This window comes from Aromatoleum petrolei, assembly GCF_017894385.1.
GTDB classification, from domain to species: Bacteria; Pseudomonadota; Gammaproteobacteria; order Burkholderiales; family Rhodocyclaceae; genus Aromatoleum; species Aromatoleum petrolei.
This window is the reverse complement of record NZ_CP059560.1, coordinates 1,607,293-1,634,035: the sequence shown is the minus strand read 5'-3', so window position 1 is coordinate 1,634,035 and position 26,743 is coordinate 1,607,293. Positions and strand designations below refer to the sequence as shown.

Below are 26,743 nucleotides of genomic sequence, written 5' to 3'. Positions count from 1 at the left end.
GCTAACTGACATTTGATCTTGCCCGCCGCGTAAGGAATTGTAAAGGCCGCGGTCGATTCGTCCGGCGGAAGTCGGGGCCGCCTGCCCGGAGTCAGGTGGTGCGCCCGAGCAGCACCTCGATCACGAAACGACTGCCGACGTATGCGAGCACCAGTGCAACGAAGCCTGCCAGCGTCCAGCGCAGTGCGACGCGGCCACGCCAGCCCCATGCACGCCGCCCGACCAGAAGGGCCCCGAAAAGCAGCCATGAAACGATTGCAAAGACGGTCTTGTGGTCGAGGCGGAAAGGCTGTCCGAACAGCGCTTCCGAGAACACGACGCCGGAACCCAGCGTAAGGGTCAGAAGGATGAACGCAATGCCGATCAGCCGGAACAGCAAGGTCTCCATCGTGAGCAGCGGGGGCAGGCTTGCGAAGGTCTTGGTGAGCCGCCCGCTGTGCAGTTGCCGCTCGGCGATGGCCATCAGCATCGCGTGCAGCGCGGCCAGCGTGAAAACGCTGTAGGACAGCATCGCGATGATGAAATGCGCCCGGAACCCGGGGCTGCCGGCATTGACGAGGAGGTGCTGTCCGGGAAAGCCGAGGGGCAATAGGCTGCCCGCGACGCCCGCGGCGACGACGAAGCCGTGCAGGCCGTCGAGGCGGGCGTAGAAGGTTTCTATCCAGTAAAAGCATACCGCCAGCCAGATGACGAGCGATACGGCGAAGCCAAAGCCGAAGCGCATGCCTTCGCCGGGGAACAATTCTCCCTGCAATGCCCAGCCGTGGGCGAGGATCGCACCGAGCATCGTGAGGCGTTCGGCGGTGGACATCCCGCGACGCGGCTGGTTTGGCGCTGCTCGTGCCGTGACTCGCCAGAAGTGGACACCCAGGACCGCGTAGAGCGTCGCGGCGAACAGATGAAGTAGAATGGTTTGCATAGTTCCCTGCAGTTTACTCCAAGGCCTAGGGCCCCAGCCAATATGCTCGACAATCTCACTCAGCGTCTGTCCAAGGTCGTCAAGACCCTGCGCGGCCAGGCACGCCTCACCGAAGACAATATCCAGGATGCAATGCGCGAGGTGCGCCTTGCGCTCCTCGAGGCGGACGTGGCCCTGCCCGTGGTCAAGGATTTCATCGCCCGGGTGAAGGAGAAGGCTGTCGGACAGGATGTCGTAGGTTCGCTGACGCCTGGCCAGGCGCTGGTCGGCGTCGTGCACGACGAGCTCAAGGCGCTGATGGGTGGAACCCACTCAGGCCTGAATCTGGCGACGCAGCCGCCGGCCGTGATCCTGATGGCCGGCCTGCAGGGCGCCGGCAAGACGACCACCACCGGCAAGCTCGGCAAGCTGCTGCACGAGCGGATGAAGAAGAAGGTGCTCGCGGTCTCGGCGGACGTCTACCGGCCCGCCGCGATCGAGCAGTTAAAAGCGGTGTCGGCGCAGGCGGGAATCGATTTTTACCCGACGACGCCTGACCAGAAACCGGTGGATATCGCGCTCGCGGTTGTCGACCATGCGCGGCGCCACTACTACGACGTGGTGCTGTTCGATACGGCCGGGCGACTCGCCATCGACGCTGCGATGATGGACGAGATCAAGGCAATCCATGCCGCGATCAACCCGGTGGAGACACTGTTCGTGGTCGATGCGATGCTCGGCCAGGACGCGGTGAATACGGCGCGGGCGTTCAACGAGGCGCTGCCGCTCACCGGTGTCGTGCTGACCAAGCTCGACGGCGATGCGCGCGGCGGCGCGGCGCTGTCGGTCCGCCACGTAACCGGCAAGCCGCTCAAATTTGCCGGTGTCGGCGAGAAGCTCACCGGTCTCGAGGAGTTCCACCCCGAGCGCATGGCCAGCCGGATCCTCGGCATGGGCGACATCCTCGGTCTGGTCGAGGAGGCGCGGCGTGGGGTCGATGAGGAGAAGGCGCGCGCTTTCGCCGAGAAGCTCAAGACCGGCAAGGGTTTCGACCTCAACGACTTCAAGGAGCAGATCGCCCAGATGCGCAAGATGGGCGGGCTCGCTTCGATGATGGACAAGCTGCCGGCGCAGTTCTCGCAGATGGCCGGAAAATTGCAGGGCGGCGTCGAGGAGAAGACCATCGGGCGCATCGAGGGCATCATCAATTCGATGACGCCACTGGAGCGTGCCAAGCCGGAGCTCCTGAAGGCGAGCCGCAAGCGGCGCATTGCGGCGGGGGCGGGCGTGACGGTGCAGGAAGTCAATCGCCTGCTCAATCAGTTCGAGCAGACGCAGAAGGTGATGAAGCAGTTCTCCAAGGGCGGCATGCAGAAGATGATGCGCGGCATGAAGGGCATGCTGCCCGGGATGATGCGCTGAAAGGGGCTGGCGATGCGCGAGATCCTGCTTGCGTTCGGACGGGCGCTGCGCAGCCTTGGGCGCAAGGGGGTGTTCGTCCACCTTGTGTGGCCGAGCCTGTTGGCCGTCGTCGTTTGGATGACGGTTGCGGTCCTGACATGGTCCACGCTGGTCGAGACGGTCGTGGCTTGGATTCAGAGCTGGGCCTTCGTCGGTGAATGGATCGCCGCGTCCGAGATCGGCGCCACCGCCACGCTGATCGTCGTCGAGATCGCGCTGGCGCTGGCCTTCCTGCCGCTGATCTACGTCACGGCGGCCCTGCTGGTCGCCGTGATCGCACTGCCGATGATGCTCGAGCAGGTGGCGCGCAAGGATTATGGCGAACTGGAGTTGCGTCGCGGCGGCTCGAACTTGGGCAGTGCGTGGAATGCGATCGTCGCGGGGCTGCTGTTTCTGATCGGCATGGTTGTTTCGCTGCCGCTGTGGCTGATTCCCGGGGCGGGCCTTGTCGCGTCCGTGGTGCTGACCGCATGGCTGAACCAGCGAGCGTTCGGTTATGACGCTTTGATGCTGCATGCCGACCCGGAGGAACTCCGGCGGCTGCCTCGGGTGCAGCGGACGTCGATGCTGCTGCTTGGCGGCGCTTGCGCCCTCCTTGCCTATGTACCGTTCGTCAATCTCGTGGCACCCGCGTTCTGCGGCCTGGCCTTTGTCCATTTCATGCTCGAGGCGTTGCGGCGCGAGCGCATTGAGCGGGGCGTAACCGTCCTCGACGCCCTGTCGGTGCCGCAGGCGCGGGAGTAAGGCATGGCGTTCGGCGCGATCATCATCGGTGACGAGATCCTGTCCGGCCGGCGCAGCGACAAGCATCTGGTGAAGCTCGTCGAGATGCTCGGTGCGCGCGGACTCAGGCTCGCCTGGGCGCGTTACGTCGGCGACGACGCGCAGCGGCTCGTCGCGACGCTGCGCGAAACCTTCGCGAGCGGTGATGTGGTGTTCAGCTTCGGAGGCATCGGCGCCACGCCGGACGACCGCACGCGCCAGAGCGCGGCGGCCGCGCTCGGCGTCGAACTTGCGCTGCACCCCGAGGCGGAGGCGATCCTGCGCGAGAAATTCGGCACCGAGATTACGGCGCATCGCCTGGAACTCGGCACCTATCCGCAGGGCAGCGCGATCATCCCGAATCCGTACAATCAGGTACCGGGCTTCTCGATTCGCGGGCATTACTTTGTGCCCGGCTTCCCGGTGATGGCATGGCCCATGGTCGAATGGGTGCTCGATACACAGTTCCGCCACCTCCACCATGCCGATGATTTCGCCGAAGCGGCGATCACGGTGCTGGATGCCATGGAGGGAAAGCTGGTCGATCTGATGGAGGCCGTGACCGCGGCGTTTCCCGAACTGGAGCTGTTCAGCCTGCCCAGCGTGCCGACGGCACCGGGCGAGCTGCGGACCATCGAGTTGGGTGTGAAAGGCCCCGCCGCGAGTGTCGCGACCGCGATGGAACGCATCTGCGCAGAGGTTGGAGCGCGCGGGTACGAATGGCAGGTGAAGGCGTGAGCCGAGCCGCGGGGCTGTCGCGCCCGTCGCGGCCGGCGACCGAGGAGTCCCGCAGCATCCGTCTCGGCGAGCAGGACCTCGACTATGTTCTGCGGCGCTCTCCGCGACGCAGCTTCGCGCTGCAGGTCGATCGACGCGGGGTTCGCGTCGCCGTCCCGTGGCCTGCGACGCAGCCCGAAATCGACCGCTTCATCCGTAGCCACCATGACTGGCTGCTGGGGAAGCTCGCCGCACGGGTGCCGGCCGCGGCGATGGCAGTCGAGGATGGCGCGCTGTTCCCGCTGCTGGGCGAGACCTGCCGCCTGCGCCTTGCGGGCGGTGTCCGTTCGGCGCGCTGGCGCTTGGGCGCGGATGGTGTCGAAGAGCTGGTACTGCCCGACGGCGGGGGCGCCCGCAAGGCACTCATCCGTGCGCTGCGCGCTCGCGCCCTGCCGTGGTATGGCGAACGTGTCGCGGAATTCTGCTTCCGGCTCGGCCACGCCGTGCCGCCGGTACGCCTGTCGTCGGCACGCACGCGCTGGGGGAGTTGCAGCAGCCGCAGCGGTATCCGACTGCACTGGCGCCTGATCCACCTGCCGCCGGCACTCATCGACTACGTTGTCGCCCATGAGGTGGCACATCTCGCCGAAATGAACCACTCGCCGCGTTTCTGGGCCGTCGTGGGCGCGCTCTACCCGGACTGGAATGCGGCGCGCGTGAGACTGCGCGACGCCGGGCGGGCGCTGCCCGTCATCGATGGCGCCGACGCGGCGCTTCTTGCTGAAGACTGATGAGGACCGTTGAAATGAGACTGCTTCATACCATGCTGCGCGTTGGCGATCTCGATCGTTCGATCAAGTTCTACACCGAGGTCCTCGGGATGCGGCTGCTGCGCCGCCACGACTACCCGGAGGGGAAGTTCACGCTGGCTTTCATCGGTTACCAGGACGAGTCCGCGGGGGCCGTCATCGAGCTCACGCACAACTGGGGCATGGATTCCTACGAGATGGGCAATGCCTTCGGCCACATCGCGCTGGCGGTTCCCGATGCCTACCGCGCGTGCGACGAGATCCGTGCGCGTGGCGGCAAGGTGGTGCGCGAGGCGGGGCCGATGAAGCACGGCACGACCGTGATCGCGTTTGTCGAGGATCCGGACGGCTACAAGATCGAGCTCATCCAACACGCCTGAAAGTATCCTTCAATGCTGTCAGGGTAATTTCATCGTCATGTAAAATGGCGGCTTGGCCTGAACCGGAACCGCCCATGGATTTTGCTGCACTGCTTCGCCCGCTGGCCGGTAATCGCTGCGGCGAGGACCTCACCTTCTCTGCGCTGTTCGACGAGATCCAGGAGGCGCGCCGCTGCGACGACCCCTCGGTGAGTCAGGGCGAATGGGTGAGGCCGCTCAAGGAGGCCGACTGGGCGCGCGTTGCCCGCCTTTGCGAGGATGCGCTGGCATCCAGGGCGAAGGATGTCCGTCTCGCCGTCTGGTTGACCGAGGCTGTGGCGCGAACCCGCGGATTCGCCGGCCTCGCCGATGGCTACCGCCTGGTGGCCGGCTTGTGCGAAGCGTATTGGGATGACATCCATCCGCTTCCCGACGACGGTGACCAGGAGATGCGCGCCGGCAATCTCGACTGGCTGGTGGCCCAGTCCCGCCGCATCGTGCGCGATACGCCGCTTACCGATTCGCCGCGCGGATCCTTCTCGATGGGTGATCTCGAATCCGCGCGTAATCTGGCCGCCTGCCTGGAGCGGAACCCTCAGGAAGCCGAGTTCCTCATGCGTGCCGCGCCGGTGACGCTCGATCAATTCGAGGCCGCGCGCCGCGACACGTCCCGTGATTTTTTTGGCCGGATTGCCACCGAGGCGGAAGCGGCGCGGGGGGCGCTGGACGAGCTGGAGCGGGTCGTGGACGCCAAGCTCGGTCTAGATGGCCCGGGATTCGCCGATGCACGCCAGGCGCTCATCGAGGTGCTGGACACCGCGCGGCGGTTCGGTGGCGAGGCACCGGCCCCCACCCCGACTCCGAACTTCCTCGCGGCCTCGCCCGCAGGTGGCGGACGCAGCCGCGGGGGTGAGCAGGCGCCGGGGACAGCGGGTCAGGGGGTGATCGCTACACGGGCCGATGCGATAGAGCGCCTCCGTGAGGTGGCGGACTTCTTCCGGCGCACCGAGCCTCACAGTCCGGTGGCCTACCTCGCCGACAAGGCGGCACGTTGGGGCGAGATGTCGCTGCACGAGTGGCTGCGCACCGTGGTCCGCGACGACGGGGCGCTGTCGCATGTGGAGGAACTGCTCGGACTCGTGCCCCAGGATGCGCCCGGGCGCTGAACGGCTGGGCCGGGGTCACTCGGCGAGCCGGAATTCGATCCGGCGATTGCGCGCGCGACCCTCCGGCGTGTCGTTGGGAGTCACGGGACGGTCGGGGCCGGCGCCCCGCGCGCTCAGTCCTGCCGCGGGAATGCCCTTGGCCGTAAGGTAGTCCTTCACCGTGTCAGCCCGGGCGAGACTCAATGCGATGTTCGTTGCCCGATTCCCGGTGGAGTCCGTATGTCCGATGATGTCCACGCGGGGGCGGTCGAGCCTGGCAATGGCTGCCGCCATTTCGTCGAGGATGGCAACACCCGTTGGCGTCAGGATCGCGGATCCGCTCTCGAACTCGACCACGCGATCTGCAAGCGTCTGATCGAGCAGTGCCTGCGCCCCGGCCGGCACGCGCAGACCATTATTGACCGTGTAGGTCGGATTGAGCACTGTCGCAATCTCGCTGGCGACCTGTTGCCGCCGGGTTTCGTTGGCAACGTTGCCGGTGATCGTGACCTGGGTGCCGTTGACCTCCAGTTGGCCCTGGCGGACGTCGCGGATGCCGTTGCCAAGGGTCTTGACAACGTGGCCGCTCCAGCCCGGTGGGGCGACGACGCCCCCCGAGTCCAGACGGTCGACAACCTTCTCCGCGCCATAGAGTTCGCGCAGGCGGGAAATGATGGCCACTCGGGCGCTTTCGTCCGGTACCGTGCCGGTGACGTGCACCAGACCGTCCGACGCGGAGTTTTGCGGTGGCGGTGCGCTCATGCCGGCCGCGGCATAGAGCAGCCCCGCCGCGAGTGCGAAATTGAGCTTCAAGATCATTCTCCGAAAAAGACTTCCCTGAAGGTGGCGAGCCCCATGGTGAGGGACGTCCCGGGCTGGGCGAGATAGCTAGACAGCTTGGCGACTCCGTAGTCGCCGACCAGGTCCGGGTGCGTGTCGATCCACTCCGGATCCTCCAGGTTGACGACGGCGTCGGGTGCGCTCGCCGGCGAGATCAGGCTGACGAGGGGCTGTGGCGTGGCCCCGTTGAAGCCGACGATCAGCGTGTTGCGTCCTGCAACCGGTGCCTGCAGCAGCTGGAGTTCGCAGGGGGTGCTGCGGAGAAAGCCGCCGATGAGGTTTACCCAGACCTGCGCCAGCCCGTCCCGCAGCCCGACGTCGTCCGGAAGGGGCAGCCGCAGGCCGCGTTCGATCGCCGGCCGGTTGCTTCCGAGCAGCGGCCGCAGCAGCACGCCGAGGGCGAGGATGATGCGGCGGGCCTGTCCGGTGCCGCTGTCGTGGCCGAGCAGCCGGTCGAGGTCAGCCATCGTCGTTGCGTCGGGCATTGCACCGCTGTCGGACGGTTGTGCGATGTGCGCGAGCTCCCCGCTGCAGTCTATGCGCGCGAGGGCGTGCAGGACCGACGCGGGTTCGTCGGTCGTTCGAGCCAGGCCGACCAGGTGCCCGAACTTTGCCCACAGCGAGGACAGGGCCAGTGGCCCGGGCGGGGCGTGTCCGGCCTCCGACTCGATCGTCGACGCGACGAGAAAGGGGAAGCGGCGCGACGATGAGTCGTGGCTCGGCTGCAGGTGGCCGACGACGGAGAGGCGGCTGCGCGGACCGACGAAGGTGAAGTGCACCGGACTCATGCCGTCGTAGGGAATGCGCCAGCGCGGATCTGCCGACAGCAGGTTCATGCTTTCCGAGATCCAGCGATCGAGCATCGCGATGAGTTGCGTCGATCCGCCTCCCTTCACGAAGTCGCCACGTGCGGGCAGCTTGCCGAAATATCCTGTGGCGTGGATGGCAGTCCCCTTCATTGCACCCCCCCGCGCTCCTGTCTCGTGGCTGCGAGCGTGGCCGCGCCGCCGGGGGCGATGGCGGCCTGGGTCTTCACGTCGTCGCCCGCCACGCTGGCAGGGAGCGGGGCGTTGCGGCTGCCCCTGGGGCTGGCCCCGTTGCCCGTCTGCACGTCCGGGCTGCTCACGATCTTGAGCGTGACCGGCACCGACAACTCGCCCGTCTGCCAGGCGAGGTTGAACGAGCCGTCGGCGTTGCGTGTGCGCGTGGCCGAGTTGATCAGCTTTTCGAGCCCGAAGCGGCCGCTGAAGTTGGCGACCTCGATTTCCTGTCCGTCGAAGGTCGTCGCGACGACTCGCGCGCCCGGTGTTCCCGCCGGATTGGGCCACACGAAGGTGGCCCACTGGGCGGCGCCGTTGCGGTAGCGCAGCCTTTGTCCGTCGATCTCGATCGTGTATTCGGTCGTGCCCGGCGAGGGCAGCGGCAGCAGCCGGAAGCTCGTCTGCCCAACCGGTGCGGACGGGGCGGCGCTGCCGCCGTCCAGGGGGGCGACCCAGCCCGGGAAAGCTGCGAGGAATTCGGGGCGCAGGCGGATACCGAGTTCCCCCCACGTCCGCGCCTCGATATAGTCGCCGCGCCTCACCATCAGCGACCCGATGCTGGTAGCCGCGTACTTCGAGATCGCACCTTCCGGGCCGAAGATCTGCGCGATCTCGGCCGGCGTCGCTTCTATGCCCGACGCGGCGTCGAACGGGTACTTCCCGGCGAGCTGCCGGCCGAAGGGCTCATACACGTTCGCGATCCAGCTCTTGTCGAGCTCGCGCTCGGCCGGACCGATCAGGGCCGCGAAGGTCTGCAGCAAGGGGCGCACCAGCAGCGGGCGGAGCACTTCACGCTGACTGTCGGGCATGCCCGTCAGCATTTGCTCGTCCACGAACCGCAGGGTGTCGGCAAGTTCCGAGCTGCCGCCTTCGATCGTTTCGCTCATCAGCTTTACGGCGCCCGGACCCGGGTCGCCCTGGTTGGCGAGGAGATTGAGGCGCGTCCGCAATCCCGAAAGCCGACGCAGGTACAGGTCCAGTATCGATTCCCCGTTGTCCCGGCGCGCGATCAGGCGATCGACTCCGGCGAATTCCTGGCCGATGGTGCCCATCGGGCTGACCGGTGTCGTCGCGGTGGAGGAGACCTGAAGAGTGACCGGTGCGGGCGACATGCGCAGGATCGACTGCTTGAACCATTCGATGAAGCCTTTTTGCGCACGCTCGGCCACCGCATGGCTGACGCCGGGGCTGTCCCAGGCGGTCTGCTCATGCACGGTGCGCAGCAGTTTCCCCAGGGGGGATGCGGTCACGTCGCCGAGGCGATTCATGGCTGTCACGGCGGCGGGGAAACCGTCGAATCCGCTGACCCCGATACCTGTGACGAATTTCTGCCATTCCTGAACATATTCCTTCTTGTACTTTGCTACGAGCATTTTCTGGATCTGCTCGGGACTGCCGGCGAGGGAGAGGTCGTCCTTCGCGCTGGTGTCGAGGACCCAGTCTGTGCTGCGCAGCTCTCCCGTCGCAGCATCCTTGATGGCGGCCTCGACATAGCTGCGCCACGCTTCGGCGGTGAATGCACCGGATATCGCATGGCTGCCGCCGATCAGGCCGGTGTCGTCCGGGCCGACGAGGTTAGCGACCGTCACGGGGGGGAAGCGGGTGGCCGCCCGCGCCTTGATGTCGCCATAGACGCGCTCGATCGCAGGCATGCCCCGCACCACACGGCGCAGCGTTGCACGCGTCTCGTCGATCAGCGAGAGCTTGCCTGCGATGGTCGGCCAGCCGGGATCGTTCGCATGCCGCAGATGGAAACTGATGATCCGCTCGGCGCTGCGCATCATCTCCTCGCGCGGCATGGCGCCGCGATTGGTGTCCAGCCAGGTCCGCCAGTAGCGGCTGAGCTGATCGGAGAGATGGCCGACCTCGGTATGCGCCCGGTCGCCCAGCATGAGATAGGTCTTCAGGGCGTTGTAGGCGTCTTCGACGTTGGTCGGCGACGTTTCCTTGTACCGCTGCCCCTCCGCAGGCGTCTCGTCCACAACCGCCTGCTGGCCGCGGTTGTCGGCCGGCTGCAGCCGGCCGGCATTGCGATTGACGGCGGCAAGGAAAGCTTCGATGCTCTCGCCGACCGGGCGGAGCATGATTTCCCCGACGCCCCGGTAGTACTCCTCGAGCAATCTGGATTTCACTTCCCTGCCTTGGAACAGCCCTAGGCCGAGGGAACGCGACGGTTCCATGTCGAAGCGTTCGAGCTGTGCGATGCGCTCCTGGAGGAGTTCGAGCGCCTCGAGCCGCGACTGCAGGTCGACGCGGTCTTCCTGAATGCGGACGGCGCGTTCGAGGTCGGCGCGGACGTTATCGACGAGGCTGCGGTTGTTCGCATAGGACCAGCTCCATCCCGCCAGCGAAAGGCCCAGTAGGGCCGCCGCGGCCAGCGAGGTGGCGTGATGCAGGCGTTTCTTGCGCCGGCTCGCATAGTGCCGTACCAGGTTGCGGTCGGCGAAGATCACCTTCGAGAAGAGATCCTTCAGGAAAAAGCCGTTGCTCGAGGCGATCCGTGCGGCAGTCGGACCGTCGCCGGCAAGCCCGAAGCGCTTTTCCACCCGCTCGCTGGAGCTGCTGGGGGTCTCTCCGCTCTGGATCGCCGAGGTGATGTAGAAGCCGCGGAAGATCGGCTTGAATTGGAAGGGGTTCTCCTCGAACAGCGTGGCGATGAAGGATCGCAGGACCGGCCTGATTGCGGCGAACTCGAGCGGGAACGTGAGCAATCCGGGCGGCATCCGCTCGCCGCGGGCAATCGACATCTGCGCCACGCTCATTTCGCGCAGCCCTTCATACAGTTCGTCGAAGTGGCGGTCGAACAGCCCGATGGCGTCGCTGCATCCGGTGGTTTCGTAGGGCAGGGTCGCGCCCCACACGCGGTCGCGCTCGTTCCAGTCCACGTCCTGGAAGAACTCGTTGAACCCCGCGATGAGGTCGGCCTTCGAGAACATCACGTAGATCGGCGCGAACACTTCGAGCCGTTCGGTAAGTTCCTGAACCCGTTGTCGCAGATTTTTTGCCAGTGTGATTGCGAAGCCCGGCGGATTGCGGAGCAGCTCGCCGATGCTCACCGTGACGATGATGCCGTTGATCGGCGCGAGCGGACGATTCTTCTTCAGCAGGTCCAGAAAACCCAGCCATTCCTCGCGGTCCTCTTCGTGGACGGAGTAGCGGCCGGCCGTGTCGAGGAGGATCCCCTCCGTCGTGAAGAACCAGTCGCAGTTGCGGGTCCCGCCCAGCCCCTGCACGACGCTGCCGGCGGCATCGCCGAGAGGGAAGGTGAGCCCCGAATTGACGACGGCCGTGCTCTTGCCCGCCGCGGGGTTGCCAATCGTGATGTACCACGGTAGTTCGTACAGTGCGGCGCGCCCGGAGACCAGTCCCAGCTTCGATGTCTTGATCGTGCGGATGGCTTCCTTCATGCGCCGGCGCACGGTTTCGATCTCGCCCTTCGTCCGGCCTTCGCCATCGCCGGTGCGCGGGTCGAGCATCCGTTCGAGTGCGGATTCGGCGAGACCGGCCCGGCGTCGCCGCCAGGCCCACACGGCGACCCAGAGCGCGAGAAGGGCGCACGAGGCGATCGCCGCCCAAGTCAAGGCGAGTTCAAGCGTTTCGGCGCCCAGCATCAGGAAGCCGGCGAGGGCCAGTACGCCGATGAAGGACAGGGTGCGCGAGTCGGTGAGAAAGGTGCGGAGAGAAGACATCGGTCAGGTGGCGTCAGGAGCAGGGTCTGGCGTTGGCGTGGGGGACAAGGCCGACGGCGGGCGGGCGTCGATGACGATCGCTGCGCGGGCGTGGGGGGATTGGCAGGTCAGGCACAGTGCGACGCCTTCGGTTGCGCTGGCGGCCTCGGCCGCACAGAGCAGCGTCACGAGTCCGCCGATCGGTGCAGTAAAGCCTGTCGCGTTCCCGAGGTTGAGCATGTCCGACAGCGGCTCGAGCGTCGGGAAGCGTTCCGAGAGCGTTCGCAAGAGATCCCTCGTCACCGGAGTTCGGTGGTCGGCGTCGGCAAGCACACTCGACACACGCGCCGCGTCGACCTGCGTGTCCGTCAGGATGGTGTCGATGAGTCTGCCCAAGAGGGGCGTGACGGTCTTTGCCCGGAAATCATCAGCGGGGCTGAACCTGCCCGATGCAGAGTGCGACAGGCGGGGAGACGACAGTCGCCGGACGAGAACCGCTCCCTCCCGGTTCGCCAGCACCAGCACTGCTGCCGCCTCGCCCGGAATCCGGCCGTCCTGCGTGTTCGCCGTGAACAGGTGTGATGCAGCCTCCCAGGCCGCAACCGTCCTCTCGCCGACATGTGACACGGCGGCCAATACCAGAGCAAGGGCCGGGGACGACAGGCGGTCGAGGTCGGCAGCCAGAGCGTCGATGAGTTCGAAGGAATGGGCGTCATCCCGCGGGTGGTGGAGGCAAACGTTCGTCGCCGCAATGCCGCGCGGAGCGAGGTGCTCGCGCCGTAGCCAGGTGGCAAGGCGGGCACCGTGTTCGTCCGGCCGATCCCGGTCCGCGAGCCAGAGGACCGTCCGGACGACCGCGGGGTCGGGAGCGACGAACTCGGCAAGCTCGTCGAGCGCACGGGGGAGCGCGCCGTGAAGCATCTCCAGCGCACGCGTGTCCTCTTCGCCGTCGGTCAGGCCAATGTCGATGGCGCTCTCGTTCGGCGTCCTGTCCGCATCCCCGGGTGAAAGATCTGCAACGCGCGCGGCGAACACGGGAAAGCCATGCGCATCACGGAGGTCGTCGTCGAGCGGCGGCATGCATCCTTGCCGGGCTGCATCGAGTACTTCCGCCGCGTCGGTACCGTGCGCGCACTGCAGTGCGAAGGCGATCAGGAACGTTTGTGGGTGGCGCGTTGGGGCGGATGCAACTGCTGGCAGGGGGGCGTTACTTCCCCTTTCATGGGACACCGTCGCGGCGGGCGGCAGTCGGAGGTGCTCGATGAACGTGCGCAGGAGCCAGAAGCCGGCCAAGAGCGTTCCCGGCAGGAGGAGCAGGTGCGTGGCGAGTTCAATCGTTCCGGGTTCGTATCCGACGGCACGCCACCAGCCGAGGACGAGCGCCCAGACCAGTGCGGTCGCGAAAACTCCGAGGACGACGGGCCTCAGTGTAAAGGCGAACATGGGATCGCGACCCGGTGTCAGTCGACGGTGAGCGCCTGCGAGGCGATCAGGATTGCGCCGCAGGCCGTCTTGTCACCATGGCGCGCGGCCGGACGCCCGTCGATGAGTGTGGTTGGATCACCGGTCGCGATGACGGTCACGCGACCGTGCCCCTTGCGCGGGCAGGTAACCTGGTCCCCGACTCTTGCGATGCCTTTGCCGTTGCAGTCGCTATTGAGCGAAGCGCCGATCACGGTGCCGCCGTGATCGGTCCGGTCGCCGATGACGATGAACGGACGTGCCATGGAAATGGTTCCTCGTGGTTGCGGGTGGGGTTTGCGGACCGGCCTGTGCCTCAGGAGCGGCCGTCGGGAAGGGCTTCGCGGTGGTGCAGTTCGACGTGCCCGAAATCCATCATCTTCCAGCGTCCGCCCCACGTCAGGCCCGCAGCCTCGGCTAGTGCGCCGTAGCGTTCGTAGCCGCGCATGGCCCAAGGGTCGCGTTCGGAGATGACGAGCCTGCCGTCTCGCAGGAATGCGACATCGGCGGCGAGGCCGTGCTGGTGATAGCTCATGTTCGGGGCTGCCTGGGTGACGGAGGGGCCGCGCAACAGGAGCTCCGCCTGACGCTCCGGGCTGCGATAGCCTTCGAGCAGCACTGCCTGGTAGCCGTGCTGCTCCTCGAGCAGTTTAAATACGGTGAGCAGGCGTTGCCGGAACTCGCCATCAAGCAGATTCCAGTCCCGACTTGCAGTCCCGATCGACGGTCTGAGCATCTCGACTTCTGTCGTGGCAAACACGGCAGGCGGAAGTGGAGGCGGGGGGGTGAGGTGCTCTCCGGCCAGCAGTGCGGCGATCTTGCGGTCGGGCGGCGCGTCGTCCGGAGCGAACTCGAAGATTGTCCGTTGCGACAGTGCGAGTACGGCCAAGGGGGGCAGGAGGGCGAGTGCGATGGCGGATATCACGATCGGGCGGTTCTCGATCAACGGAATCGAAATCCCCGCGCTCCCGTCCCGCACGAAGCCGAGACCGGTCGCGACCAGCCTGATGGCGGCTCGGAACATGCCTTGCAGGGTGTTGATGAACCCATGAATGCGTGCCGAACCGCCGGCAAAAACCGTGCGTCTACGCGCTGGATAGCGGATCAGCACCAGTCCGATGCAGACGAGCGCGAAGTATGCGACTGGGGCGGCGAACAATATGGGTCGATTCACAGTGCGTGGGACTGGGCACGAAAATGCCTGTGTCGTTAAAATCGGCTATTGTATATGAATATGGCAAATGGATCGGCGCTTGTAATGTCGGATGCATCTTACGGAACGGCCGCCGCGGTGGCGGCTCGGCCTCTGCCCAGCCTCTTTGCGCCGAGTCTGCGCGTGCAGGGTCATGATGATGTGCGAATTCTCGAAGAGCTTTCCGCTGGCAGAGGAGTGGGGACGGGAGGAGGAAGGGTTGACATGGTTCTGGCTGCCGGGGTTGTGCTGGCGGTCGCGGGGTTGCTTGTTTTTGTGATGCAGAAGCCCTGGCGTTCGACCGGCGGCGAAGGCGCAGTTGAACCGGAGTCGGTGGATTTGGTCGGGATGAGTGCTCCGGTGGTGACGGATGTCCGCCAGGAGCGCCTGCCCGAGGTGCGGGCGCCTGTGATGCCGCCAGTGCAGGAGTTCCGTGCGCCGGCAGCGACCATCGTCGAGATGCCCGTGCAGCGCGTTGAGCTGCCGAATAAGGTCGACAGTCCGCCGGGCGTGGCGAATGTGAGCGTGGCCGGGGGTAGGCGGCCGAGCGAGGCTGCAGGTCGCGGGGCGATGCGTGTTGCGCCCCGGGAGGTGGCGCGCACCTCGACGGCAAGCGCGAAGTCGAAGCCGGGAGGGGGGCGCAAGGCGGATGCGCGACGTGGTGCTCCGCCTGTGCGCACACAGCCGGGCGGGCCGAAGCATGTTGAAGAGCGGGTCGATGCAGACGTCCAGGTGATCGAGGCGATCGTTACCCGCACGCGCTGACATCGGTACCGCCGTCCCCATCGACTCATCTGCCCCACGCGCGGGGCAGGATCCCCGTGCGGGGGCGAAGATTGGTGCGGCCAAAATGAAAACGCCAAGACAAGTCATTGTCTTGGCGTTGAATTGGTGGAGCCGGGGGGAATTGAACCCCCGTCCGCAAGCCCTCCACAGACAGATCTACATACTTAGCCCACCTATTTGGATTTAACTCCTGTCTTAGCCGGTCGGCAGGCCGGACAGAAGCGAGTCACCTTACCTTTAGCTGTTGCGCCAAGTGGCCCGGCGCAACTCGCGAGTCTCTGTAAATGACACTGCAGCGGCTCAGCTTACGCTGAGACCACCCGGCCCAGAGACCTGCCGGTGCAGCGCCCGCCGGGATTAAGCGGCGAGAGCGAAACGCTCGTCGTTGGCGTTTGTTTGTTTCCAGATGGATTTACGAGGTGACTGGTCCTCGGTATGCACTGCGCTGCTTTGCGACCCACGTCGAAGCCAGGTCGGCCCCCTTGTGTATCACGGTTCGAATCTGGTGGCGGTACACCCGATTTCAAGTGGCAGTCTAGCACTTTTTGCGCTGGCGGCCGAAAAGTTTCGATTTCCGGTCGCGTGAGCGCATTCTTGCGCCAGCGTCAGGCTTCGCGTCGCGCCTGAAGCATGTAGTTTACGCTCGTATCCTGTCCCAGGGAGTAGGTCTGGGTGAGGGGGTTGTAGCTCATCCCGAGGAGTTCTGCGCTCTCCAGGTCGGCATTCCTGCAAAAGCGTGCAAGTTCCGACGGCTTGATGAACTTTGCGTACTCGTGCGTTCCGCGCGGCAGCAGGTTCAGGATGTATTCCGCGCCGACGACGGCAAACAAATACGACTTGAAGTTGCGGTTGAGCGTGGAGAAAAAGACTTGTCCGCCCGGCTTGACGAGTTTAGCGCAGGCAGCGACGGTGCTGGCGGGGGCAGGGACGTGTTCGAGCATCTCCATGCAGGTCACGACGTCGAATTCGCCAGGATGTCGTGCGGCGAACTCCTCCGCACTGCAGTGCTGGTAATCCACCTTGTGCCCCGATTCGAACAGGTGCAGTCGGGCGACTCCCAGGGCCTTTTCCGACAGATCGATCCCGGTGACCTGGGCTCCCAGCGCAGCCATGCTCTCGGACAGGATGCCGCCCCCGCAGCCGACGTCGAGAACGCGTTTGCCCGCGACATTCGCGTGGCCGTCGATCCAGCGCAGCCGTAGGGGATTGATTTCATGCAGGGGTTTGAACTCGGACGTCGGGTCCCACCAGCGGTGGGCGAGGTCGCTGAACTTCTGCAATTCGGCCGGATCGGCGTTTGTATTCATGGCTCGGGTCTCGACGTTGTGCGGGCGAAGACGCAATTGGAGCAAAGGTCAGGCGGAAATGAAAAGGCCCTGCCGAAGCAGGGCCTTTGACCGAGTCAGGCAGGATTACTTCGTGCCGACCAGTTCGATTTCGACGCGACGGTCGGGTTGCAGGCACTCGATCAGCTTCTTGCGGCCCAGCTTGTCGGAGCAGTTCTTGCCCGTAACCGGTTGGCGCTCGCCCTTGCCTTCCGTGTAGACGCGGTTGGCTTCGATACCCTTGCTGACCAAGTAAGTCTTCACGGCGTTGGCACGACGCTCGGACAGCTTCTGGTTGTAGGAGTCGGAGCCCAGGCGATCGGTGTGGCCGACGGCGAGGATCACTTCGAGCTTGATGCCCTTTGCCTTGGAGGCGAGGTCGTCGAGCTTGGTCTTGCCTTCGGGCTTCAGCACGGCCTTGTCGAAGTCGAACAGGGCGTCGGCGGACAGCTTGATCTTGTCGGCGGTGGGCTTCGGCGTGGCAGCGGCGGGTGCCGGGGCAGCCGCGGGAGCGGCGGCCGGAGCCGGCGCGCACTTGTCCTTCGGCACGATGTCGCTGTCGCACTCGCAGCCGACCGGCAGTTGGCCGGCCATTGCGGTGCCGGCAGCCGCCGGGCTCCAGTAGCCGGTGCGCCAGCACAGGCCGGCGCCGCTGCGGGCGACGACATTGCGGCCGTCGATCAGGTAGGGGATTTCACCCTTGCCATCCACCACGACGTCTTTTACCTGCGCAAAGACAGTGGATGCGGAGAGGCCGATCGAGGCGATGGCGGCCAGTGCGAACATCTGCTTTTTGGTCTGTTTGGTCATAATTTCCTCGTCGATTGGCAAGAGGATGAATAGGGTAACGATTAAGCCTGCCAAGGCTGATGCGTTGATTCTCGCGACAGCAACTCGCAGCACATATCCAGTTCAGTTACTAAGCTTAGTTTGCCACAGCGCGGCAAACCCAAGCAATTCCGTGTCGTTTAATTGCAACACTGTATTCCCTTTATCCACGCGGATCTCGCCGGAAACCCATACGTGGGAGACATGTTCGCGGCCTGCTACGTGCACGAGGTGGGATGTCGGGTTGAAGCACGGGCGGGTCTCGAAGGTGTCGAGGGCGATCGCGCAGAGATCGGCTTCCTTTCCGGCTTCAATGGACCCGACGCGGTCGCCCAGGCCAAGGGCTCGCGCACCGTTCAGGGTGGCCATGCGCAGTGCTGCGTGTGCGGGCAGGGCGGTGGCGTCGAGGGTCGATACCTTGGCGAGCAGGCTCGCGTGGCGGAGTTCCTGGAACAGGTCCAGGCGGTTGTTGCTCGCGGCGCCGTCGGTGCCGAGGCCGGTGAGGATTCCCGCCGCCTGCAGCCTGGCGACCGGCGCGATGCCGCTCGCGAGTTTCATGTTCGAGGTGGGGCAGTGCGCAATGCTGCACTGGTGGCGCTGCAATAACTCGATGTCGGAGTCGTCGAGGTGCACTGCATGCACTCCGATGAAGTTTTCGCCCAGCAGGTCGAGTCCGGCCAGCCTCGCTAGCGGGCGCTTGCCGAATTGGGCGATGGAGTCGGCGACTTCCTGTGCGGTTTCGTGGATGTGCGCGTGAATCGGGATGTCGAGCTCTGCGGCAAGGGCTGCGATGCGCACGAATGTGGCATCCGAGACGGTGTAGGGCGCATGCGGCGCGAGGGCGAAGCGGATCAGCGGGTGGTTCTTCCACGCGTCCCTCGCAGCGAGTCCCTTGCGCAGATAGTCGTCGGCGTCGCTGGCGTAGGGGGTCGGGAATTCGAGCGTGGTGAGGCCTATGACGGCGCGCATGCCGAGCAGGTCGAAGGCCTCGGCGGCCGCGGCGGGGTGGAAGTACATTTCATTGCAGGTGGTGATGCCGCCGCGCAGCATCTCGGCGATCGCCAGCAAGGTGCCTTCGCGTACGAAGGTGCTCGAGACGTGCTTCCCTTCGGCGGGCCAGATCGCTTCCTGCAGCCAGCGCATCAGCGGAAGATCGTCTGCGATGCCGCGCATCAGCGCCATGGGGCTGTGTGCGTGGAGGTTTACCAGGCCGGGAATGAGAACGTGGTCGGGCAGGCTGATGCTGCGGTCCGCGTGGTAGCGGGTGCGCGCGAGCTCCTGCGGGAGCAGGTCCGTGATCGTTCCGTCGCGGATCACTACTGCGTGGTGTTCCAGCGTCAGGTTCGCGGGTTCGACGGGAATGACCCAGCGTGCATTGATCACGAGGTCGGCGGGTTGGCTCACCGTGCAGTCTCCATGTGGTGGTCGGGCGGCATGCTGCCCGCCTGCCAGTCGGTCCGGGGGCGGGGAATCGTGGATGGCGCGGTTTTCGCGACGCGCGGGCGGTTGCCGGACGGCTGTGCTTCCGATTTAAGCACATGGGTCGGGGGGGAACAATTGCGCACCTGAACGGCGCGGGCGGGAGCTGCGGTCGGCGTGTTAAGATTTAACGTTTTTACCTCGCCGTTTTTGCCGTCGCCGCCAAATGACTTCGTTTGCCAAGGAAACTCTGCCCATCAGTCTCGAAGACGAGATGCGGCACTCCTATCTGGACTACGCGATGAGCGTGATCGTCGGGCGTGCTCTGCCCGACGCCCGCGATGGTCTGAAGCCGGTGCATCGACGCGTGTTGTACGCGATGCACGAGCTGTCGAACGACTGGAACAGGCCGTACAAGAAGTCGGCCCGTATCGTCGGCGACGTGATCGGCAAGTACCATCCGCACGGCGATTCGGCGGTCTATGACACGATCGTCCGCATGGCGCAGGATTTTTCGCTGCGCTACATGCTGGTCGACGGTCAGGGCAACTTCGGTTCGGTCGACGGCGACAATGCCGCGGCGATGCGTTACACGGAAATCCGGATGGCGCGCATTGGCCACGAGCTGTTGGCCGACATTGACAAGGAGACCGTGGACTTCGGGCCGAACTACGACGGCTCGGAGAAGGAGCCTCTGATCCTGCCGGCGAGGATCCCGAATCTGCTGATCAACGGGTCGTCGGGGATCGCGGTCGGCATGGCGACGAACATTCCGCCGCACAACCTCGGTGAGGTGATCGATGCCTGCCTGATGTTGCTGAATGAGCCGGCGACCGATATCGAGGATCTCATCCGTGTCGTGCAGGCGCCGGACTTCCCCACCGCGGGCCTGATCTACGGTCTGTCCGGAGTGCATGACGGATATCGCACGGGGCGCGGGCGCGTGGTGATGCGCGCGCGCACGCACTTCGAAGATCTGGAAAAGGGAAACCGGCAGGCGATCATCGTCGACGAGCTGCCGTATCAGGTTAACAAGCGCACGCTGCTGGAACGGATCGCCGAACTCGTCAACGAGAAGAAGATCGAGGGAATCAGCGAGATTCGCGACGAGTCGGACAAGTCCGGCATGCGCGTCGTGATCGAGCTCAAGCGCAACGAGGTGCCCGAGGTCGTGCTGAACAACCTGTTTAAGCAGACGCAGCTGCAGGACACCTTCGGCATGAACATGGTGGCGCTGGTCGATGGCAAGCCGCGCACGCTGAACCTGAAGCAGATGCTGGAGTGCTTCCTCGCGCACCGGCGCGAGGTCATCACCCGGCGTACGGTGTTCGAGCTGCGCAAGGCGCGCGAGCGCGGGCATATTCTGGAAGGCCTCGCGGTCGCGCTGTCGAACGTCGACGAGATCATTGCGCTGATCAAGGCGGCGCCGACGCCGGCGGACGCAAAGCGCGAGCTGATGGCGCGGCAGTGGCGTTCTGCGCTGGTCGAGGAGATGCTGACGCGCGCGCTGGCCGATAGTTACCGGCCGGAAGGACTGGCTGCTGAGTTCGGGTTGTCGGCACAGGGCTACCGCCTCTCGGAGGCCCAGGCTCAGGCAATCCTGGAGTTGCGACTGCAGCGACTGACCGGTCTGGAGCAGGACAAGATCGTCGCGGAGTATCGCGAAGTCATGGACCTCATTACGGATCTGCTGGACATCCTCGCGAATCCAGCGCGCATCACCGCGATCATCGTCGAGGAGCTGGGCGCGATCCGCAACCAGTTCGGCGACCCGCGCCGCTCCGAGGTCGTGCTCAACACCGGCGAGATCAATATCGAGGATCTGATCGCGCCCGAGGACATGGTGGTCACGCTGTCGCACGGCGGCTATTTCAAGCGCCAGCCGCTTGCGGATTATCGGGCGCAGCGACGCGGCGGGCGCGGCAAGCAGGCGACGGGGATGAAAGACGACGATTTCATCGATCACCTCTTCGTCGCCAATACGCACGACTACATCCTGTGCTTCTCGAGCCGGGGGCGGGTGTATTGGCTGAAGGTATATGAAGTGCCGGAAGGCACGCGCAATTCGCGCGGGCGACCGATCGTGAATCTCTTCCCGCTGCTCGAAGGGGAGAAGATCAACGCGGTCCTGCCGGTGCAGACCTTCGACGACAATCACTTCGTGTTCATGGCAACTGCGGAGGGTACGGTGAAGAAGACGGCACTGACCGCCTTCGCCAATCCGCGCAAGGCGGGCATCATCGCTGCGAGCCTCGACGATGGCGATCGCCTGATCGGTGTTGCGATCACCGACGGAGAGAGCGACGTGATGCTGTTCTCGGATGCCGGCAAGGCGGTGCGTTTCCCGGAGTCCGATGTGCGGCCGATGGGGCGCGAGGCGCGCGGGGTGCGCGGCATGACACTGGAAGAAGGGCAGCAGGTGATCGCGATGCTCGTTGCCAAGCGCGAGGATCTTTGCGTGCTGACGGCGACCGAGAACGGCTACGGCAAGCGCACGCCGGTGGCCGAGTACACGCGCCACGGCCGCGGCACAAAGGGCATGATTGCGATCCAGACGTCCGAGCGCAACGGCCGTCTGGTCGGGGCCTGTCTGGTCGAGGAAACCGACGAGGTGATGCTGATCTCGACCGGGGGGGTGCTGATCCGCACCAAGGTGCAGGATATCCGCGAACTCGGGCGGGCGACGCAGGGCGTCACGCTGATCAACCTCGACGAAAGCGACACGCTGGCGGGAATCGAGAAGGTGGCCGAGTCGGAAGCCGACGAGGTGACGCTCGGCGAGCAGGGTGACGTCGCCGATGCCCAAGACGAGGCGGGCGACGACGCGCCCGCCGAATGAGACGCGCACAAGGAGTGACTCGAGCATGACCCGGGTGTTCAATTTCAGTGCCGGTCCGGCGGCCTTGCCGGAGCCAGTATTGCGTCAGGCCGCCGAGGAGATGCTCGATTGGCACGGCGCTGGCTGCGGTGTGATGGAAATGAGCCATCGCGGCAAGGAATTCATGTCCATCATCGAACAGGCCGAAGCGGACCTGCGCGAGCTGATGGCGATTCCACAGAACTACCGCGTGTTGTTTCTGCAAGGCGGGGCCACACAGCAGTTTGCGCAGCTTCCGATGAATCTGCTGGGCGGCCGTTCGGCGGACTATCTCGTGACGGGTACCTGGTCGCAGAAGGCGTACAAGGAGGCGCATCACCTCGCCGGGGCGATTGGCGGCAAGGTGCGTCTCGTTGGCAGCACGGAAGCGTGTGGCTTTACTCGGGCATTGCGGGCCGACGAGCTCGCGCTGGATGCCGATGCCGCCTACGTCCATCTGTGTACAAACGAGACGATCCACGGCGTCGAGGTCGGTGACGATGGTTTGCCTCGATCCGCGGCTCCGCTGGTCGCTGACATGTCCTCGCACATCCTGTCGCGGCACACCGATGTGAGCCGTTATGGCCTGATCTATGCCGGCGCGCAGAAGAATATTGGTCCCTCCGGGCTGGTCATCGTGATCGTGCGCGAGGATCTGCTCGGACGTGCAAGCCCGCTGACACCGACCGTGATGGACTACAAGGTCATGGCGGACAACGGTTCGATGCTCAATACCCCGCCGACCTACGCCATCTATGTCGCAGGGCTCGTGTTCCGGTGGCTAAAGGCCCAAGGCGGGCTGGCTGCGATGGAACAACGCAACATTGAGAAGGCGGCGCTTCTGTACGACTTCATCGACGACAGCGGCTTCTATCGCAATACGGTCGAAATCGGGAGCCGCTCGCGCATGAACATCCCGTTCCTGCTCCCGGATGAGGCGCTGAACGATGCCTTCCTCACGGGCGCGAAGAGCGCGGGGTTGACGCAGCTGAAGGGGCACAAATCGGTAGGCGGCATGCGTGCCTCGATCTACAACGCGATGCCGGTCGAGGGCGTGCGGGCGCTGGTGGAATACATGCGCGGATTTGCCGCGCAACATGGCTGAAACGGCTTGAGCTGCCCCGGGCGGGGTGAAGAGGCGAGCATGAGCGACGAACTGCAGAATCTCAGGAACGACATCGACCGGCTTGACGAGGAGATCCTCGCGCGCCTTGCCGAGCGCGCGCGCAGCGCGCAGCGTATCGGCGTGATCAAGCAGGGCAACCTGTATCGTCCCGAGCGCGAGGCGCAGGTGCTGCGGCGCCTTGCTGCCGTGAACCCCGGTCCCTTGCCCGGCCAGGCGGTGCAGCGGATCTTCCGCGAGATCATGTCGGCCTGTCTGGCTCTGGAGCACCCGACCAAGGTCGCCTACCTCGGGCCGGCGGGGACCTTCTCCGAGAGTGCCGCCCGCAAGCATTTCGGCGGTGCCGCGGCGCTGATGCCGACGGCGGCGATCGACGACGTGTTCCGTGCGGTCGAGGCGGGGAATGCCGATTATGGTGTCGTTCCTGTCGAGAATTCGACCGAGGGAGCGGTGGGAGGGGCGCTGGACCTGCTGCTCGCCAATCCCCTGAAGATCTGCGGCGAGGTGAACCTGCGCATCCATCAGCACCTGCTGTCCAAGGCCGAGGGGATCGGTGCGGCAAAGCGCCTGTATTCCCACGCCCAGTCCCTCGCGCAGTGCCACGAATGGCTCAACCGCAATCTCGCGCATCTGTCGCGGGTGCCGGTGGCGAGCAATGCCGAGGCTGCACGGATGGCGTCCGAGGATCCGGAATCGTGCGCCATTGCCGGCGAGGCGGCTGCGGAGCTGTACGGGCTCAACGTGCTGGCTGCTAACATCGAGGATGATCCGAACAACACGACGCGATTCGTGGTGATCGGTGATCATGATGCGGGCCCGTCGGGTCAGGACAAGACCTCGCTCGTGTGTTCGGCGCTGAATCGTCCGGGGGCGATGCATGCGCTGCTCGAGCCGTTGGCGCGGCACGGCGTGGATATGACCAAGTTGCAGTCGCGCCCGGCGCGCGGCGGGCTTTGGGAATACGTGTTCTACGTCGATATCGACGGTCATCGCGAGGATGCGCACGTCGCAGCGGCGTTGCAGGAACTCAACGAGCGCGCCGCGTTCGTCAAGGTTCTGGGCTCCTATCCGGTGGCCGCGATCTGACGCGGCCCCTCGGGCGCGGGGCAAGCGGCTCTCGTGCCGGTCGTTCGGCGGGGCGTGCGTCTGCCTCGTCGGCAAGTCAAGGATGAGGGACGCAGGTCCCCGGAGTTTCGTGCATGGGTGTTATCGACAAGCTGGTGGTATGCGGCGTCGGCCTGATCGGCGGGTCCTTCGCGCTGGCGCTGCGGCGCGCAGGGATGGTGCGGCGTATCGTCGGCATCGGGCGTAGCAAGGAATCCCTCGCGCGCGCGGTCGAACTGGGGGTCATCGACGAGGCTTGTGGCGACTGGGCGTCGGCGCTCGATGGCGCGGATTTCGTGCTGCTTGCCCCGCCGGTCGGTCAGATGGACGCCGTCATGGCAGCCATGGCGCCGCATCTGGCGCCGGGCGCGGTTGTGACCGATGCCGGCAGCACGAAGCGCGATGTGATCGAGGCAACCTATCGCCATCTTGCTGGCCATCTCGCCTACACGGTGCCGGGACACCCGATTGCCGGTGCCGAGAAGAGCGGCGTCGAGGCGGCTTTCGCGAGTCTGTACGACGGTCGTCGGGTGGTTGTTACGCCGCTGCCGGAGAACGAGCCGTCCGCCATCCTGCGCGTCCGCGAAGCCTGGGAGGCCTGCGGCGCCGTGATCCACGAGATGCCGCCGCAGGAGCACGACCGGGTGTTCGCCGCGGTCAGCCACCTGCCGCACCTGCTCGCGTTCGGGTTGGTGCACGACCTTGCGGGGCGGGCCAATGCCGAGCAGCTGTTCAGCTTTGCTGCAGGTGGATTCCGCGACTTCACCCGCATCGCGGCTAGCCATCCGGAGATGTGGCGTGACATCTGCATTGCGAATCGCCAGGCGCTGCTCGCCGAGCTGGACCAGTACCTCGCCGAACTCGCCTACATGCGCGCCTTGCTCCTGTCGGGCGATGCGGCCCGTCTCGAACAACTGTTCAGCGAAGCGCGCCTTGCGCGCAACGTGTGGGGCGAGCAGTTCGCCAATTCCGCCAACCCTGCTGCAAGGTCGGAGTGACCATGGAATTTCTTGATTTGCCGCCGCTGCTCGGCGCGAGTGGGTGTGTCCGTCTACCCGGATCGAAGAGCATCTCGAACCGTACGCTCCTGCTGGCGGCTCTGGCCGAAGGTGAAACCGATATTCGCGACCTCCTCGCCTCGGACGACGTCGAGCGCATGCTCGAGGCGCTGCAGGCGCTTGGCGTCGAGTGGTCGCGCGAAGGCGAAAGCGACGACTACCGAGTGCGTGGTGTCGGCGGTCCCTTCCCGGTGAAGGCCGCCGAGTTGTTCCTCGGCAACGCGGGGACCGCTTTCCGTCCGCTTACTGCGGCACTGGCGCTGTCTGGCGGCGAGTACCGGCTGTCCGGTGTTGCGCGCATGCATGAGCGCCCGATCGGCGACCTGGTTGATGGTCTGCGCCAGATCGGTGCCGATATCACCTATACCGGCAATGAAAACTTTCCGCCGCTGCATATTCGTCCGGCCGCGATCCGTTCGGGCGGCGTGGTGCGTGTGCGCGGCGACGTCTCGAGCCAGTTCCTGACGGCTCTGCTGATGGCGCTGCCGCTCACGGGCGTCGAGACCACGGTCGAGGTCGTCGGCGAGCTCATATCGAAGCCCTATATCGGCATCACCCTCGACCTGATGGCGCGTTTCGGTGTCGTCGTCGCGCGCGAGGGTTGGCAGCGTTTCACCGTTCCGGGCGATGTCCGCTATCGCAGTCCCGGAGTTGTCTTTGTCGAAGGCGATGCCTCGTCGGCCTCGTATTTCCTCGCGGCCGGGGCGATCGGCGGTGGGCCGGTGCGCGTGGAGGGGGTCGGGCGCAGCAGCATCCAGGGGGACGTGCGGTTCGCCGAGGCGCTCGAGCAGCTCGGCGCCCGCATCGAAATGGGTGACAACTGGATCGAGGCGCGTTCACCGCAGAATGGGTGCCTTAAGGCTTTCGATCTCGACCTCAATCACATCCCCGATGCGGCAATGACGCTGGCGGTCGCCGCCCTTTTTGCCGACGGTCCGTGCCGACTGCGCAATATCGCGAGCTGGAGGGTCAAAGAGACCGACCGCATTGCCGCGATGGCCAACGAGCTGCGCAAGGTCGGTGCGACGGTCGAGGAAGGGGCCGACTATCTGTGCGTGACGCCGCCCGTGCGGCTCGTCCCCGCGGCGATCGATACCTATGACGACCACCGCATGGCGATGTGCTTCTCGCTCGTGTCCCTGGGCGATTGCCGCGTGCGGATCAATGATCCGAAGTGTGTGAACAAGACCTTCCCGACCTATTTCGAGCGTCTTGCTGAAGTTACCCGCCCGGTTCCGGTCATTGCGATCGACGGGCCGTCGGCCTCGGGCAAGGGCACGGTGGCGGCGCGGGTGGCCGAGGCTCTTGGCTACCATTGTCTCGACAGCGGCTCGCTGTATCGGCTGGTCGCCCTCGCTGCGATGCGGGCAGGGGTGTCCTTCGACGACGAGCGCGCTCTGGCGTGTCTGGCTTCCACGCTACCCGCGCGATTTGCCGACGGACTCGTCTTCCTTGATGGCGAGGACGTCACGGATGCGATCCGCACCGAGGCCGCCTCCGCCGGCGCATCCCGGGTGGCCGTCCTGGCGGACGTTCGTGCGGCCCTGCTTGACCGGCAGCGTGAATATCGTCATTCGCCCGGCCTGGTCGCCGAGGGGCGCGACATGGGCTCCGTGGTCTTCCCCGATGCCGAGGTCAAGATCTTCCTCACGGCGACTACCCAGGCGCGCGCGGAGCGGCGCTATAAGCAGTTGATCGAAAAGGGAATGGCTGCTAACATGCAAAGTCTTCTAAAGGATCTTCAGGATCGGGATGCGCGTGACGCCGCCCGGCCCGTAGCGCCCCTGCAGAAGCTGCCGGATGCGGCGCTTCTCGATACCACCGAAATGGACGTCGAGCAGGCCGTCGGCTTTGTGCTTGACCGGGTTCGTTCCTGACGGGGCGTTTCCGT

Annotated in this window: 22 protein-coding genes and 1 other RNA gene; 12 read left to right on the top strand and 11 right to left on the bottom strand. The window is 65.4% G+C overall.

All coding sequences use genetic code 11. From position 1 onward, the window contains the following. Positions 1-91 precede the first annotated feature (91 nt). Entirely contained in the window at positions 92-919 is an 828-nt protein-coding gene (locus ToN1_RS07540) for a cytochrome C assembly family protein (protein WP_169207741.1), read from the bottom strand. Positions 920-961: 42 nt separating this feature from the next. Between ToN1_RS07540 and ffh the strand changes: the two genes are divergently transcribed. From ffh to tssA, 6 genes are all read left to right on the top strand, one after another. Next, on the top strand, positions 962-2,320 hold the full coding sequence (gene ffh, locus ToN1_RS07535) for a signal recognition particle protein (protein WP_169207742.1): 1,359 nt from the start codon (positions 962-964) through the stop codon (positions 2,318-2,320). Positions 2,321-2,332: 12 nt separating this feature from the next. Continuing rightward, positions 2,333-3,103 carry an EI24 domain-containing protein gene (locus ToN1_RS07530; RefSeq protein ID WP_169207743.1) on the top strand — a complete coding sequence of 257 codons (771 nt, stop codon included), beginning with the start codon at positions 2,333-2,335 and terminating at the stop codon, positions 3,101-3,103. 3 nt (positions 3,104-3,106) lie between these two features. Next, positions 3,107-3,859 carry a competence/damage-inducible protein A gene (locus ToN1_RS07525; protein WP_169207744.1) on the top strand — a complete coding sequence of 251 codons (753 nt, stop codon included), beginning with the start codon at positions 3,107-3,109 and terminating at the stop codon, positions 3,857-3,859. Then, positions 3,856-4,629, top strand: coding sequence for a M48 family metallopeptidase (locus ToN1_RS07520; RefSeq protein WP_244860991.1), 774 nt, complete (start codon positions 3,856-3,858; stop codon positions 4,627-4,629). Before ToN1_RS07525 ends, ToN1_RS07520 begins: the two co-directional genes overlap by 4 nt. Positions 4,630-4,643: 14 nt before the next feature. After that, positions 4,644-5,027, top strand: coding sequence for a lactoylglutathione lyase (gene gloA / locus ToN1_RS07515; RefSeq protein ID WP_169207746.1), 384 nt, complete (start codon positions 4,644-4,646; stop codon positions 5,025-5,027). Positions 5,028-5,101: 74 nt separating this feature from the next. Next, a complete protein-coding gene (gene tssA, locus ToN1_RS07510) occupies positions 5,102-6,172 on the top strand; it encodes a type VI secretion system protein TssA (protein WP_169207747.1) in 1,071 nt (356 codons plus the stop codon). 15 nt (positions 6,173-6,187) lie between these two features. Here the strand turns inward: tssA and ToN1_RS07505 are convergent, their stop codons facing one another. The 6 genes from ToN1_RS07505 to ToN1_RS07480 all read right to left on the bottom strand — a co-directional run bounded on the left by ToN1_RS07505 (position 6,188) and on the right by ToN1_RS07480 (position 14,319). Then, on the bottom strand, positions 6,188-6,970 hold the full coding sequence (locus ToN1_RS07505; RefSeq protein ID WP_169207748.1) for an OmpA family protein: 783 nt from the start codon (positions 6,968-6,970) through the stop codon (positions 6,188-6,190). Then, positions 6,967-7,950, bottom strand: coding sequence for a type VI secretion system-associated protein TagF (gene tagF / locus ToN1_RS07500; RefSeq protein ID WP_169207749.1), 984 nt, complete (start codon positions 7,948-7,950; stop codon positions 6,967-6,969). Before tagF ends, ToN1_RS07505 begins: the two co-directional genes overlap by 4 nt. After that, positions 7,947-11,720: a type VI secretion system membrane subunit TssM gene (tssM, locus tag ToN1_RS07495; protein WP_169207750.1), complete on the bottom strand. Its 3,774-nt coding sequence runs from the start codon at positions 11,718-11,720 to the stop codon at positions 7,947-7,949. The genes tagF and tssM overlap by 4 nt, the downstream gene beginning before the upstream one ends. Before the next feature lie 3 nt (positions 11,721-11,723). Further along, entirely contained in the window at positions 11,724-12,992 is a 1,269-nt protein-coding gene (locus ToN1_RS07490) for a hypothetical protein (protein ID WP_210148053.1), read from the bottom strand. 167 nt (positions 12,993-13,159) lie between these two features. Continuing rightward, complete coding sequence (locus ToN1_RS07485; protein WP_169207752.1) at positions 13,160-13,426, bottom strand: PAAR domain-containing protein; 267 nt, start codon at positions 13,424-13,426, stop codon at positions 13,160-13,162. 50 nt (positions 13,427-13,476) lie between these two features. Further along, positions 13,477-14,319: a M15 family metallopeptidase gene (locus ToN1_RS07480; RefSeq protein WP_211162217.1), complete on the bottom strand. Its 843-nt coding sequence runs from the start codon at positions 14,317-14,319 to the stop codon at positions 13,477-13,479. A 258-nt stretch (positions 14,320-14,577) separates the two neighbouring features. Between ToN1_RS07480 and ToN1_RS07475 the strand changes: the two genes are divergently transcribed. Further along, a complete protein-coding gene (locus tag ToN1_RS07475; protein ID WP_169207753.1) occupies positions 14,578-15,117 on the top strand; it encodes a hypothetical protein in 540 nt (179 codons plus the stop codon). Positions 15,118-15,241: 124 nt separating this feature from the next. Here ToN1_RS07475 and ssrA read toward each other — a convergent pair. From ssrA to ToN1_RS07455, 4 genes are all read right to left on the bottom strand, one after another. Then, positions 15,242-15,619: a transfer-messenger RNA gene (gene ssrA / locus ToN1_RS07470) on the bottom strand. Between the two features lie 124 nt (positions 15,620-15,743). Beyond that, positions 15,744-16,445: a bifunctional 2-polyprenyl-6-hydroxyphenol methylase/3-demethylubiquinol 3-O-methyltransferase UbiG gene (ubiG, locus tag ToN1_RS07465; RefSeq protein WP_169207754.1), complete on the bottom strand. Its 702-nt coding sequence runs from the start codon at positions 16,443-16,445 to the stop codon at positions 15,744-15,746. 105 nt (positions 16,446-16,550) lie between these two features. After that, positions 16,551-17,273, bottom strand: a complete 723-nt coding sequence (locus ToN1_RS07460) for an OmpA family protein (RefSeq protein ID WP_169207755.1) — start codon at positions 17,271-17,273, stop codon at positions 16,551-16,553. A 102-nt stretch (positions 17,274-17,375) separates the two neighbouring features. After that, positions 17,376-18,695, bottom strand: a complete 1,320-nt coding sequence (locus ToN1_RS07455) for a TRZ/ATZ family hydrolase (RefSeq protein WP_169207756.1) — start codon at positions 18,693-18,695, stop codon at positions 17,376-17,378. A 241-nt stretch (positions 18,696-18,936) separates the two neighbouring features. On the opposite strand from ToN1_RS07455, the gene gyrA reads away from it, so the two are divergent. The 5 genes from gyrA (at position 18,937) to ToN1_RS07430 (ending at position 26,729) form a co-directional block, all read left to right on the top strand. Continuing rightward, positions 18,937-21,549, top strand: a complete 2,613-nt coding sequence (gyrA, locus tag ToN1_RS07450) for a DNA gyrase subunit A (protein WP_169207757.1) — start codon at positions 18,937-18,939, stop codon at positions 21,547-21,549. Between the two features lie 25 nt (positions 21,550-21,574). Beyond that, complete coding sequence (gene serC / locus ToN1_RS07445) at positions 21,575-22,672, top strand: 3-phosphoserine/phosphohydroxythreonine transaminase (RefSeq protein WP_169207758.1); 1,098 nt, start codon at positions 21,575-21,577, stop codon at positions 22,670-22,672. A gap of 39 nt (positions 22,673-22,711) precedes the next feature. After that, positions 22,712-23,776, top strand: a complete 1,065-nt coding sequence (gene pheA, locus ToN1_RS07440) for a prephenate dehydratase (RefSeq protein WP_169207759.1) — start codon at positions 22,712-22,714, stop codon at positions 23,774-23,776. A gap of 113 nt (positions 23,777-23,889) precedes the next feature. Beyond that, on the top strand, positions 23,890-24,792 hold the full coding sequence (locus ToN1_RS07435) for a prephenate dehydrogenase (RefSeq protein ID WP_169207760.1): 903 nt from the start codon (positions 23,890-23,892) through the stop codon (positions 24,790-24,792). Positions 24,793-24,794: 2 nt separating this feature from the next. Beyond that, positions 24,795-26,729: a bifunctional 3-phosphoshikimate 1-carboxyvinyltransferase/cytidylate kinase gene (locus ToN1_RS07430; protein ID WP_210148052.1), complete on the top strand. Its 1,935-nt coding sequence runs from the start codon at positions 24,795-24,797 to the stop codon at positions 26,727-26,729. Positions 26,730-26,743: the final 14 nt, after the last annotated feature.